This is a genomic window from Microbacterium sp. SORGH_AS_1204, from assembly GCF_030818935.1.
Classification (GTDB): domain Bacteria; phylum Actinomycetota; class Actinomycetes; order Actinomycetales; family Microbacteriaceae; genus Microbacterium.
The window spans coordinates 2,245,116-2,257,748 of sequence record NZ_JAUTBD010000001.1 but is presented as its reverse complement, the minus strand read 5'-3'; the positions used below and the strand labels follow the sequence as shown (position 1 = coordinate 2,257,748).

At 70.3% G+C, this 12,633-nt stretch carries 12 protein-coding genes; 8 read left to right on the top strand and 4 right to left on the bottom strand.

Annotation, left to right across the window (positions count from 1 at the left end; translation table 11 throughout):
* Positions 1–51: 51 nt before the first annotated feature.
* Complete coding sequence (locus QE410_RS10395) at positions 52–1,878, bottom strand: long-chain fatty acid--CoA ligase (RefSeq protein ID WP_307331414.1); 1,827 nt, start codon at positions 1,876–1,878, stop codon at positions 52–54.
* Positions 1,879–2,044: 166 nt separating this feature from the next.
* Between QE410_RS10395 and QE410_RS10390 the strand changes: the two genes are divergently transcribed.
* From QE410_RS10390 to QE410_RS10380, 3 genes are read left to right on the top strand one after another with little or no spacing between them, the layout of a single operon-like run.
* Positions 2,045–2,980 (top strand): ROK family glucokinase, encoded by a 936-nt coding sequence (locus QE410_RS10390; protein ID WP_307331411.1) that lies wholly within the window; start codon positions 2,045–2,047, stop codon positions 2,978–2,980.
* Between the two features lie 2 nt (positions 2,981–2,982).
* A complete protein-coding gene (locus tag QE410_RS10385; RefSeq protein WP_154921137.1) occupies positions 2,983–3,696 on the top strand; it encodes a 1-acyl-sn-glycerol-3-phosphate acyltransferase in 714 nt (237 codons plus the stop codon).
* Between the two features lie 9 nt (positions 3,697–3,705).
* Complete coding sequence (locus QE410_RS10380; protein WP_307331408.1) at positions 3,706–5,043, top strand: class II 3-deoxy-7-phosphoheptulonate synthase; 1,338 nt, start codon at positions 3,706–3,708, stop codon at positions 5,041–5,043.
* A 70-nt stretch (positions 5,044–5,113) separates the two neighbouring features.
* On the opposite strand, the gene pknB is transcribed toward QE410_RS10380, so the two are convergent.
* Together pknB and QE410_RS10370 are read right to left on the bottom strand one after the other, a co-directional pair.
* On the bottom strand, positions 5,114–7,066 hold the full coding sequence (gene pknB / locus QE410_RS10375) for a Stk1 family PASTA domain-containing Ser/Thr kinase (RefSeq protein WP_307331406.1): 1,953 nt from the start codon (positions 7,064–7,066) through the stop codon (positions 5,114–5,116).
* Between the two features lie 60 nt (positions 7,067–7,126).
* Positions 7,127–8,116: a LysM peptidoglycan-binding domain-containing protein gene (locus QE410_RS10370; RefSeq protein ID WP_307331404.1), complete on the bottom strand. Its 990-nt coding sequence runs from the start codon at positions 8,114–8,116 to the stop codon at positions 7,127–7,129.
* A 148-nt stretch (positions 8,117–8,264) separates the two neighbouring features.
* Here QE410_RS10370 and QE410_RS10365 point away from each other — a divergent pair, with 148 nt between their 5' ends.
* Positions 8,265–8,609, top strand: coding sequence for an Rv2175c family DNA-binding protein (locus QE410_RS10365; RefSeq protein WP_307331402.1), 345 nt, complete (start codon positions 8,265–8,267; stop codon positions 8,607–8,609).
* A gap of 32 nt (positions 8,610–8,641) precedes the next feature.
* Here the strand turns inward: QE410_RS10365 and QE410_RS10360 are convergent, their stop codons facing one another.
* Complete coding sequence (locus tag QE410_RS10360; RefSeq protein ID WP_307331400.1) at positions 8,642–9,721, bottom strand: polyprenyl synthetase family protein; 1,080 nt, start codon at positions 9,719–9,721, stop codon at positions 8,642–8,644.
* Between the two features lie 64 nt (positions 9,722–9,785).
* On the opposite strand from QE410_RS10360, the gene QE410_RS10355 reads away from it, so the two are divergent.
* The 4 genes from QE410_RS10355 (at position 9,786) to QE410_RS10340 (ending at position 12,629) form a co-directional block, all read left to right on the top strand.
* Positions 9,786–10,175 carry a DUF3040 domain-containing protein gene (locus QE410_RS10355; RefSeq protein WP_307331397.1) on the top strand — a complete coding sequence of 130 codons (390 nt, stop codon included), beginning with the start codon at positions 9,786–9,788 and terminating at the stop codon, positions 10,173–10,175.
* A 346-nt stretch (positions 10,176–10,521) separates the two neighbouring features.
* Positions 10,522–10,953 carry a division/cell wall cluster transcriptional repressor MraZ gene (mraZ, locus tag QE410_RS10350; RefSeq protein WP_307334465.1) on the top strand — a complete coding sequence of 144 codons (432 nt, stop codon included), beginning with the start codon at positions 10,522–10,524 and terminating at the stop codon, positions 10,951–10,953.
* Between the two features lie 99 nt (positions 10,954–11,052).
* A complete protein-coding gene (rsmH, locus tag QE410_RS10345; protein ID WP_307331394.1) occupies positions 11,053–12,006 on the top strand; it encodes a 16S rRNA (cytosine(1402)-N(4))-methyltransferase RsmH in 954 nt (317 codons plus the stop codon).
* Positions 12,003–12,629, top strand: a complete 627-nt coding sequence (locus tag QE410_RS10340; protein WP_307331391.1) for a hypothetical protein — start codon at positions 12,003–12,005, stop codon at positions 12,627–12,629. Before rsmH ends, QE410_RS10340 begins: the two co-directional genes overlap by 4 nt.
* Positions 12,630–12,633: the final 4 nt, after the last annotated feature.

Here is a 12,633-nt window from a genome sequence, read left to right as displayed (position 1 = left end):
ACGCGAAACGGCCCGGTCCCGCGAGGAACCGGGCCGTTGTCGTCGCGGGCGTCAGGGGAGCGACACGTTGGTCGTGTTCACCGGCACCGCGTAGATGTCTTCGATGTCGGCGGCGAAGTCGCCGACGATGACATTGCGCTTGATGCTCATCTTCGGCGTCAGGTGTCCGCTCGCCTCGGTCCACTCGGTGGGGAGGATGGTGAACTTGCGGATCGACTCCGCGCGCGACACCCGGGCGTTGGCGCGGTCGATGGCCCCCTGCACCTCGGCGCGCACCTTGTCGTTGGTGCTCGCCTCGGACAACGACATGTCGGCGGGCAGGCCGTTGTTCGCCAGCCACGTGGGCAGCATCTCGGGATCGAGGGTCACGAGCGCCGCGATGAACGGCTTGTGGTCGCCCACGACCACCACCTGACCCACGATCGGGTTGGCCCGGATGGGGTCCTCGAGGGCCGCGGGAGCGACGTTCTTGCCGCCGGCGGTGACGATGATCTCCTTCTTGCGGCCCGTGATCGCGAGGAAGCCGTCGTCGTCGAACGCGCCGATGTCGCCGGTCTTGAACCACTCGCCGTCGAACGCCTCGGCGGTGGCCTCGGGGTTCTGCCAGTACTCGCGGAACACGTTGATCCCGCGCACCTGGATCTCCCCGTCGTCGGACAAGCGCACGCCGACACCGGGCAGAACGGGGCCCACGGTGCCGATCTTCGCCTTCGTGGCGAGGTTGACCGTCGCCGGAGCCGTCGTCTCGGTCAGGCCGTAGCCCTCGAGGATGACGACACCCAGGCTGCGGAAGAAGTGTCCGAGCCGGGGCCCCAGCGGCGCCGACCCCGACACCGCGTAGACGACGCGTCCGCCCATGGCATCCCGGAGCTTGGAATAGACCAGCTTGTCGAACAGTGCGAACTTCAGCTTGAGGGGGAGGGGGATCTTGCGACCCTCCTGCAGGCGTTGCGAATGCTCGATGGCCGTGTCGGCGGCCAGCCGGAAGATCTTCCCCTTGCCCCCGGCCTCGGCCTTCTGCTCGGCCGAGTTGTAGACCTTCTCGAACACGCGCGGCACGGCCAGCAGGAACGTGGGCTGGAACGAACCCAACGCGGGCAGCAGCTGCTTGGTGTCGGGCTGGTGGCCGGTCTTCACGCCGGCGTGCACGTTCAGCATCGAGATGAAGCGCGCGAAGACGTGCGCCGTGGTGATGAACAGCAAGGTCGATGAGCCCGGTGTCTCGACGACCTCGTGCAGCGCCTTGGCGGAGTTGCGGGCCAGCTCGACGAAGTTGCTGTGCATGAGCACGCAGCCCTTGGGGCGCCCCGTCGACCCCGAGGTGTAGATGAGCGTGGCCACATCGGAGGCCTTCGCCAGGTGACGCCGGCGCTCGACCTCCTCGTCGGTGATGTGCGTGCCGTTCGCCACGAGCGCGTCGAGATCGCCCGCGTGCATGGCCCACACCGCGCGCACGAGGGGGACGTCGCTGCGCACCTCGTCGAGACGCTCGGCGTGATCCGCCGATTCGAGCACGACGGCGACGGCTCCGGAATCCGACAGGATCCACGAGATCTGCGACGGCGAGCTCGTCTCGTACACCGGCACCATCACGGCCCCGGCGTAGAAGAGCGCGAAATCGACCAGCGTCCAGTCGTAGGTGGTTCGGGCGATGAAGGCGACCTTCTCGCCCGGCTGCACGCCCGCGGCGATGAAGCCTTTCGCGAGGGCGATGACCTGGCGCTCGAACTCCGCGGCGGTGACATCACGCCAGCCGCCGGCATCGGGGACCGCGAACAGCGGGCGCTCCGGCGTCGCGCGGACGCGGTCGGCCAGCAGGTCGGAGGCGTTGGCATCCGGATCCGCGGGGACGAGAGGGGGACGGTCGAACTGGATCACGGCAACTCCTTCGGTACCGGAAAGATGTCGATCAGGTCCGTCGAGTCTATCCGCGTCTGATCGCGGGTCTGCGGCCCACACCGTGAGGGAGCGTTCCCGCGCCGCGCTCCCGGGGTGGCTAGACTGCTCCGGGCCGAGCCGCGCGGCAGGCCCGGAAGGGAGCGCGGTGCGCAACATCGGCATCGATATCGGGGGCACGAAGATCGCGGGCGGCGTCGTCGACGACGACGGCACCATCATCGAGAAGCTCCGCGTCGACACCCCCATCGACCCGGCGGCCCTCGTGGATGCCGTGGTCGACATGGCCGACCACCTGCGCCGCGCGCACGACATCCACGCCATCGGCGTCGCCGCGGCGGGCTTCATCAGCCTCGACCGCAGCACCGTCATCTACGCACCCAACATCGACTGGCGCGACGAGCCGCTGCGCGCGCGCCTGGAGCAGCGCCTCGACGCGCCCGTCACGATCGAGAACGACGCCAACGCGGCCGGCTGGGGCGAGTACCGCTTCGGCGCCGGCCGCGGCGTGGACGACATGGTCATGCTCACCATGGGTACGGGCGTCGGCGGCGCCGTCGTCAGCGGCGGCGAGCTCTTCCGCGGCGGTCACGGCATCGGCGGCGAGCTGGGCCACATGCGCTTCGTCCGCGGCGGGCACCCCTGCGGATGCGGACAGAACGGATGCCTCGAGCAATACGCCTCGGGCCGCGCCCTGCAGCGCGAGGCGAACGCCATCGCCGACGAGGGCGGCATCGGTGCAGCCCTCGCCGCCGTCCGCGACGAGAAGGGCGCCATCCCGGGCCCCGCCGTCTCGCGGCTGGTGCTCGCCGGCGACCCCGGCGCGATCGAGGCGCTCCGCCGCGTCGCCACCGCCCTGGGCGAGGCGTGCGGCGGCTTCCAGGCCGTGCTCGATCCGGAGCTGTTCGTCATCGGCGGCGGTGTCGCACAGCTGGGCGCCGATCTGCTCGCCCCCGTGAAACTCGCGTACGAGACGTCGCTGCCGGGGTACGGTGAACGCCCGGTCGCCGATTTCGCCATCGCGCGACTCGGCAACGATGCCGGTCTCATCGGGGTCGCCGACCTCGCCGGGAAGGAGCGCTGACGATGTTCTACTGGCTGATGAAGTACGTGGTGATCGGGCCGGTCATCAAGGCCGTGTTCCGCCCGTGGATGGTCGGCCGGCGCAACATCCCGGCGGAGGGGGCGGCGATCCTCGCCAGCAATCATCTCTCCTTCTCGGACTCGATCTTCCTGCCGCTCATGATCGACCGCCGCATGGCGTTCCTGGCCAAGAGCGACTACTTCACCGGGAAGGGCATCAAGGGCTGGGCCACGAGGATGTTCTTCACCGCGACGGGCCAGTTGCCCATCGACCGCTCCGGCGGCAAGGCGTCGGAGGCGTCGCTGAACACCGGGCTGGGCGTGCTCGGCCGCGGCGAACTGCTCGGGATCTACCCCGAGGGCACCCGCAGCCCCGACGGGACGCTGTACCGCGGGCGCACCGGTATCGCCCGCATGGCGCTGGAGGCCCGCGTGCCGGTCGTTCCGGTCGTCATGGTCGACACCGGCTCCGTGATGCCGATCGGGCAGCGCCTGCCCCGTGTGGGGCGTGTGGGCATCGTCATCGGCGAACCGCTCGACTTCTCGCGCTTCGAGGGGATGGAGGGCGACCGCTACGTCCTCCGCTCCGTCACCGACGAGATCATGGTGGCCCTGCAGCGCCTCGGCGAGCAGCGCTACGAAGACGTCTACGCCTCGACCGTGAAGGACCGCCTCGCCACCGCCCAGGCGGCGAAGGCGCCGACCTCGCGCCACTAGACTTGCGGGGTGAATCAGCAGCTCCACGACCTCGACCACTGGCGTTCCCTGCCCATCAAGCAGCAGCCGCAGTGGTATGACGAGGGCGCGGTGGCCGCGGCATCCGCAGAGCTGGCGACCCTCCCGCCGCTGGTGTTCGCCGGCGAGGTCGACATCCTCCGCGAGCGCCTCGCTCGCGCCGCCGCCGGTCAGGCGTTCCTCCTGCAGGGCGGTGACTGCGCCGAGACGTTCGCCGGCGCGACCGCCGAGCAGATCCGCAACCGCATCAAGACGGTTCTCCAGATGGCGGTCGTCTTGACCTACGGCGCGTCGATGCCCGTGGTCAAGATGGGCCGCATGGCGGGGCAGTTCGCCAAGCCTCGCTCCAGCGACACCGAGACGCGCGGCGACGTCACCCTGCCGGCCTACCGCGGCGACATCGTCAACGGCTACGACTTCACCGAGGAGTCGCGCAAGGCCGACCCGGCTCGCCTGCTCAAGGGCTACCACACGGCCGCGTCGACGCTGAACCTCATCCGCGCGTTCACGCAGGGTGGCTTCGCCGACCTCCGCGAGGTGCACAGCTGGAACAAGGGCTTCGCGAGCACGCCGGCCAACCAGGCCTACGAGAGCATGGCGACCGAGATCGACCGCGCCATCAAGTTCATGGAGGCGGCGGGCGCCGACTTCGACGAGCTGACGCGCGTGGAGTTCTACACCGGCCACGAGGGCCTGCTCATGGACTACGAGCGCCCGATGACCCGCATCGACTCGCGTACGGGCCTGCCCTACAACACCTCGTCGCACTTCCAGTGGATCGGTGAGCGAACCCGCGAGCTCGACGGCGCGCACGTCGACTACTTCTCGAAGATCCGCAACCCCATCGGCGTCAAGCTCGGTCCCACGACCACGACCGACACCGCCCTCGCGCTCATCGACAAGCTCGACCCCGAGCGCGAACCCGGCCGTCTGACGTTCATCACCCGCATGGGCGCCGGCAAGATCCGCGACGCCCTGCCGCCGCTTCTGGAGGCCGTGCGCGACTCCGGCGCTGTGCCGCTGTGGGTCACCGACCCCATGCACGGCAACGGCATCACCACGCCGACCGGCTACAAGACGCGTCGCTTCGACGACGTCGTCGACGAGGTGCGCGGGTTCTTCGAGGCGCACCGCGCCGTCGGCACGCACCCCGGTGGCATCCACGTCGAGCTCACCGGCGACGACGTCACCGAATGCCTGGGCGGGTCGGAGCAGATCGACGAGGCCACCCTCGCGACCCGCTACGAGAGTCTGTGCGACCCGCGCCTGAACCACCGGCAGAGCCTCGAGCTGGCATTCCTCGTGGCCGAGGAGCTCGAGAAGCGCTGACGCGCGTTCCGTCTGTGCGATGCCCCCGACCCGTGTGGTCGGGGGCATCGTCGTCGGGTCGCCCGGGGGATCAGAGCGTCGGCGTCAGCGTGATCGTCGACCCCTGCGGCGCGGTCGTTCCGGCCTTGGGGTTGGTGGCGCGCACCTTGTAGATGTCCCAGTACTTGAAGCCCAGCGGCAGCGTGCCGTCGTCGATGCCGGCATTGACCTCGAAGCCGAGGCCCTCCAGCGCCGTCACGGCCTCGCGGATCGTCATGCCCACGACGTTGCCGGGGATCTCCACGGGCTCTGGTCCGAGGGAGACGATCACGGGCACGGTGTCTCCCGGGCGCCAGTTGCCCTCGCCGTCGCGGTCGCCGATACCGATGACGACCCCGGATGCCACGCTGTTGCTGTAGCGCTCCGAGAACGAGGTCTCCATACCCACCTGACTCAGGATGCGCTGGGCGGAGGACCGCGATTCACCGGAGACGTCGGGGAGCGGGCCGAGCGAGACGACCAACGACGCCGCGTCGCCCTCGTAGACCGTGCAGCCCTCGGTGCATCCGACGGCGTCACCGCCCGATCGCGGGATGACGGATGCCGACAGCACGGTGCCGTCGGCGGCATCCGAGAACTCCCGGGCGGGGTCGGCCGCGACATCCACGAAAGCGGCTTGGAAGATGCCGGTCACCTCGTCGGCACTCTTTCCCGAGAGGTCGGGGATCTGGTGGGTGGCAGGGCCCACGGAGACGAAGACGGTCACGACCGTGTTCTTGTCGAGACGCTCGCCGGGGGCGGGATCGGAGCCGACGGTGGTGCCTGAGGCGATCTCGCGGTCGTTCACCTCCTGCGGTTGCGCGACGAGCTCGTTGGCCGCCAGCAGTGCCTCGGCGTCGGCATAGCTGCGCTGCGAGACATCGGGCACCGCGACGAGGGAGCCCGGCCCGCTGCCGAAGTACCACCCGGTCGCCGCCGCACCCGCGGCCAGCAGCAGCACGAGCACCAGCGTCCACACGCCGCGGGCAGAGCGCCGCTTCGTGCGCGTGCGCAGGCGCGCGGCGTTGTCGGGCTCTTCCGCGGTGGCGATGGGCAGTGAGGCGGTCTGGGGGAGGACCTTGGTGAGCTCACGCGACTCAGCGGCGCTGGCGGCACCCGTGGTGCCCACGGCGACGGCGCGGGCGACCTGCGGAGCGAGTCCCAGGTCTTTCTCGACCGCGCGCAGGCGCTCCAGCATGCTGCCCGCGTCGAGCGGACGGTCGTCGGGCTGACGCTCGGTCGCCCAGAGCACCAGCTCGTCGAGCTGCTCGGGCACGCCCGGATTCTTCGCGCTCGGTCGGGGCACCGAGTCGGTCGCGTGCTGGTACGCGATCTGCATCGGCTGCTCACCCTTGTACGGCTGCTCACCGGTGAGCATCTCGTACAGCATGATGCCGAGCGAGTAGATGTCGCTGCGGGCGTCGGCGGTGCCGCGGGTGACGAGCTCGGGCGCGAGGTAAGCGATCGTGCCCATGAGCTGCGCACCGCTGGCGGTGTTGGCGGTCGTGGCGCGCGCGAGGCCGAAATCGCCGATCTTGATGCGGCCGTCTTCGGCGAGCAGCACGTTCTCGGGTTTGACGTCGCGATGCACAATACCCGCGCGGTGGGCCGCCGCCAGTCCCGACAGGATGGCATCCATGATCGTCAGCGTCTGATCTATCGTGAGGCGCCGGTGCTCGCGGAGGAGCTCGCGCAGGGTGATGCCGGGCAGGTACTCCATGACCAGGTACGCCATGTCGCCGTCCTGGCCCTGGTCGAAGACGTTGACGACGTGCGGGTCGCTGAGGCGGGCGGCCGAGCGGGCCTCCTGGATGAACCGGCTCTGGAACACCGTGTCGTCGCTGAGGTGGCCGTGCATGACCTTGAGCGCGACACGACGCTCGAGGCGCAGATCGGTCGCGACGTACACGGTCGCCATGCCGCCGCGCGCGATACGCGCACGCACCCGGTATCGGCCGTCGACGAGACGGCCGATCAGCGGGTCTGCCTGCTGACTCGTGCTCACACGTCGAGTCTACGGAGAGGCTCCTGTGAGCCGGGGGAGCGGCTCACCGTATGCCCCGGCTCAGCCGAGGACCTCGAGCCAGGTCGTGGCGGGCTGCTCCCACTGCGCATAGCGGTCGGGGTAGGCCGAGATCTGCACGGCCTGCGCGGCATCGGCGTAGGGCATCTGCTCCCAGCCCGGGATGTCGAGCAGGCCGCGCGTCTGCCATCCGTTGGGATCGGCCGGCCCGCCGTAGAAGACGCGGGTCGAACGCTCGCGGTCGAGGATCTGCTCGCGGGTGCCCCAGCCCATGCTGGGACGCTGCTGGAAGAGCCCGAGCGAGTCGCGATCGCCCCAGTCGAGGTTGCGCAGCCACGACTCCTGCATCGCGGTTCCGAGGGCGATGCGGATGCCGTGGTCGGACACGCCGAGCTCGCGGCCGATGCGGATGATCAGGCGGGCGTTGTCGGACTGATCGACGTCGAGGCCGGGAGCGGTCGCGGGCGCCACGGCGGCGGGGGCCGCGGCGGGGGAGCCGGAGGGGATCTGCAGCACGTCGCCCGGGTAGATGATGGACGCGCGGGTGAGGCCGTTCGCGCTCAGCACCGCATCGAGCGAGACGCCGTTCGCGCTCGCGATCGCCGAGATGGTGTCTCCGGGGCGCACCTCGTGCGTCACGGCGGCGGGAGTCGGCGCGGGGGCTGCGGGGGCGACGGGTGCCGGCGCGGCGGACGCGCCGCCGAGCACCAGCACCTGACCCGGGCGGATGACGCTGTCGGCACCGAGGCCGTTCGCAGCCTGCACCGAGGCGACGTCGAGGCCGTTCGCGCGGGCGATGGCCCAGACCGTGTCGCCGGGCTGCACCGTGTAGGTCGTCGGTCCGCTGAGGGAGGCGAGCGCGGGGAGGGTCTTGATGGGCGATGTCGGCAGAGAGCTGAGCGGCGGAGCGGGCGGCGCCGCGTGGGCCGCACCCTCGCCGGCGAGGCTGAGGGCGATGGTGCCGGCGACGGCGGCCGGCCAAGCGGCGACGACGCGTCGGGTCGTCGGGGGAGACAGGGGGAGTCGGCGCATGGTGGGGGGCTTCCGTTCGTCGGACTGCCCGCCACGCTGACACGCTCTGAGGCGGATGTCAACGTATGAGGTGCATGTGACGATTGTGACGGATGTGAAGATCCGCGCGACTCGGTTGTCGGCGACGGCGGGATGAGATAGTTGCATCGTGACCGAGACGACCCGTTACGAGACCGACTGGCTGACCATCCCCGACCTCGTCGAGCTGCTCGACGAGCCCCTGGGGCGCGTGCGCCGACTCATCGACGAGAACTACCTCGTCGGCTCGCGCCGCGACGGCGTGTTCAAGGTCCCGGCGGCGTTCCTCGTGGACGGGCGACCGATCCCGGCCCTCCGCGGCACCATCATCGTGCTGCACGACGCCGGGTTCGATCCCGACGAGACCATCGACTGGCTGCTCGAGCCCGAGGACACCATCGGCGTCGCCCCGATCGAGGCGCTTCGCGCCGGTCGCAAGAGCGAGGTGCGACGGGTCGCGGCGACCCTCGCCTGAGGGCGGATACCGGCGCGTGCGCCGGGCGCCGGTCAGGCCGCGCGCTCGGTCGCCGCGCGGGCGAGCGCGCGCAGTTCCCCGACGGCCTCGGCGTTCAGCGGCGCGTCCTCGAGCGCGAGATCGGCGCGCCGGGCGTAGTCGGCGATGAGGTCTTCGGTGCGGGCGAGTGCCCCGGTGTCGACGATGGTCTGCTGCAGGATGCCGATCTGCTCGGCATCCAGGGCCGGATCGCCCAGACGCGCGTCGATCGCGTGCCGCTCGTCGACCGTGACCGCCTCGCGTGCGTACGCGACGAGCACGGTGCGCTTGCCCTCGCGGAGGTCGTCACCCACGGGCTTTCCCGTCACCGCGGTGTCGCCGAAGACGCCGAGGACGTCGTCGCGCAGCTGGAAGGCCATGCCGACGTCGTGCCCGAACCGGCCCAGGGCGTCGAGTTGCGCGTCGTCGGCACCGCCGAGCGCCGCTCCGATCTGCAGGGGCTGCTGGATGCTATAGCGCGCCGACTTGTACGAGGCGACGCGCAGCGCACGCTCGGCGTGCGTGGCGTCGGGGTAGACGGTGTACGCCGACTCCTCGGCGACGTCGAGGAACTGACCGATCGTGACGTCGCGGCGCATCTGCGCGTACGCCCGTCGCGTCGCCGCGGCGGTGGCAGCGCCGTTCAGGCCCTCTTCGAGCAGGTCGTCGCTCCAGGCGACGAGGAGGTCGCCGAGCAGGATCGCGCCCGACCGTCCGAACGTGTCGGAGTCGCCGGACCAGTCGGCGTCACGGTGCGCGTTCTGCAGAGCCCTGTGGGCGGCGGGCTGGCCGCGACGGGTGTCGGAGTTGTCGACGAGGTCGTCGTGCACGAGGGCCGCCGCGTGGAAGATCTCGAGCGAGGTCGCCACGGCGAGGGCCGCATCGGTGAAACCGCTCACCGACGGCTGCACCGCGCCCCACCCGGTGAGGCAGAAGCGCGCGCGCAGGCGCTTGCCTCCCCGCAGCGCCGAGGCGCCCGAACGGGTCAGCATCTCGGCCTCGGGGCCGAGTGCGGCGGCGTACAATAGCTGTTCGGAGAGGAACGTGTCGAGTCGCTGGGAAACAGCTTCGATCGGTTCCGGCGAGGTCGGCACGGGCCTAGCCTAGTGATCCTCGCCCCACGTAGAATCGTCCACACCGAAGAATAGAGGGGGATGCATGCCACTCTCCGAACAGGAGCAGCGTCTGCTGGATGAGATGGAACGCCATCTCATGAGTAACGACACCGATGTCGTGACGGCCCCCAGTCGCGCCCTCAGCTACCGCAACATCGTCCTCGGCTCCATCATGGTGCTCGCGGGTCTCGGTGCGCTGGTCGTGGGCGTGTCCATCGGTTTCAACACGGGCTTCCTCGGCATCGCGATCGGCGTCCTCGGCTTCGTCCTCATGGTCGGCGGCGTGGTCTTCGCCGTCACGCCCACGCGGGGCACCGTCGCGACCGCCTCGTCCACGTCATCCGGCACGAAGCCCCGCGCTCCTCGCGCATCGGGTTCCTCGTTCATGGACCGCATGAACGAACGGTGGGACCGCCGCCGCGAGAACCCCTAAACCCGCCTGCAACGACATCGCACCGGCTCTTCGGAGCCGGTGCTTTTTCGTGCGCCCGGGGTCCTGGCATCCACGCGGCGCGGTCGGCGGCGTGCACTCCCTCCGCGACGACGGGGTGGGGACGGCGCGCATCCCTCCCTTTTCCTCCACCGACGAGACGCCGGCGGTTCGGCGCGGCGGAGAACCCGCGGAATTCCGGGCTTCTCGGATGCCGGGGAGAGGCGCAGCGACACAGTACACACCGCTGGTCCCGGGCGGAAGATCCCTCTTATCGATAGCCAAGTGGAGGGTAGTGGAGTAAAGTGGGGAAAACTTCGCTGGCCGGACGAAGGGGGTGGACGCCCGAATGCTGCTCGGTACGCACAACCCCAAGCTCGACGACAAAGGGCGCGTCATCCTGCCCGCGAAGTTCCGTGACGATCTCGGCGCCGGAGTGGTGATCACCCGGGGGCAGGACCGCTGCCTCTACGTGTTCAGCACCGAGGAGTTCGAGCGCGTGCACGAGCGGATCCGCGAGGCGCCGCTCAGCAACAAGCAGGCACGCGACTTCCTGCGGATGTTCCTCTCGGGGGCCAGCGCCGAGAAGCCCGACAGCCAGAACCGCATCACCGTCCCCCCGGCGTTGCGCGCCTACGCCGGTCTCGGGCGCGAGCTCGTCGTCACCGGCGTCGGAGCGCACGCCGAGATCTGGGACGCCGAGGCCTGGAACGCCTACGCAGCGAGCAACGAAGAGACATACGCCGAGATGGAGCAGGAGGTGATCCCGGGACTGTTCTGACCCTCCGGCTGTGATGCCCAGCCGCACGCCCTGACGCACTTCCCCGGCGCCAGGTCGATGCGGGTGGGGATCAGAGCCGAAGGATCGGCCCCCGTCATCATGGACATCCGCGACATCCACACCCCCGTCCTGCTCGAGCGCTGCGCCGAGCTGCTGGGTCCGGCACTGCAGAAGCCGGGCGCCGTCTTCGTCGACGGCACGCTCGGCATGGGCGGGCACTCCGAGGCGTTCCTCGAGCGCTTCCCCGGGGCGCGCCTGATCGGCCTCGACCGCGACACCGACGCCTTGCGCATCGCGGGGGAGCGTCTGGCTCGCTTCGGCGACCGCGTGACCCTCGTGCACACCGTCTACGACGGCATAGCCGAGGCCGTGGCGTCCGCCGGTGTCGACAGGGTCGATGGCATCCTGTTCGACCTGGGTGTGTCGTCGCTCCAGCTCGACGAGGCGTCGCGCGGGTTCGCCTATGCGCAGGACGCCCCGCTCGACATGCGCATGGACCAGACCCAGGGCGTCACCGCTGCCGAGGTGCTCGCCACCTACGGCGAGGGAGACCTGCGCCGCATCTTCGAGCGCTACGGCGAAGAGAAGCTCGCGGGACGCTACGCCCGCGCCATCATCGCCGCGCGTCAGAAGGCGCCGCTCGAGCGTTCCGCTCAGCTCGTCGAGGTGCTGCAGAACGCCACGCCCGCCGCGGTGCTGCGCGAACGTCACCCCGCCAAGCGCGTGTTCCAGGCCCTGCGCATCGAGGTCAACGCCGAGCTGTCGGTGCTCGAGCGCACGATCCCCGCCGCCCTGAGCGTGCTCGGGGTCGGCGGTCGCATCGTGGTGCTGTCGTACCAGTCGCTCGAAGACCGCTTGGTCAAGCGTGTGTTCGCCGACGCCTCGGCATCCACCGCCCCGCGCGGTCTGCCGGTCGAGCTGCCAGAACACGCACCGAAGTTCCGGTTGCTCGTGCGCGGCGCCGAGCTCGCCGGCGACGAAGAACGCGCGGTCAACCCCCGCGCCACCCCCGTGCGCCTGCGCGCGGCCGAGCGGATCCAGGAGGACGCATGAGCGCAACCCCGGCCATCGACCCCCGGATCGACGATGCCTTCCTCCCCGACTTCCCGACGCCCGTTCGCGAGCGTCGCCTCACCGTCGTGCCCGCGCCCGCCCGTCGACGGGTACCGCGCCGACTGTTCGGCATCATCGCCGTGACGGGGGCGCTGGTGATCGTGCTCGCGCAGATGGGACTGGGCATCCTCACCACGCAGAGCTCCTTCGAGATCGCCTCCCTCACCCAGCAGCAGCGCGAACTCACCTATCAGAAGCAGATCCTCTTCGATGAGACGGCGGGTCTCAGCTCGCCCCAGTACCTCGCGGCCAACGCCGCCGCCCTCGGCATGGTCATCGACGAGTCGCCCACGTACCTGCGTCTGAGCGACGGCGCGGTGATCGGCTCCGACAAGCCGGCCGATACGACCTCGTCGGTGGATGCCAAGGGGCGCGGGTCCGTCGGCAACTCGCTCATCGCCGGTGTGCCGCTGGTCACCGACCCGTCCGCTTCGACCACCGAGACGGGCGGCACCGCGGCGGAAGCGACGACCACCGCTCCCGCCGGCACCATCGAGCCCGATGCCGGATCCGCGACACCCCCGGCGATCAGCGACGGCCTGCCCACGCCCGCGACACGATGAGAAT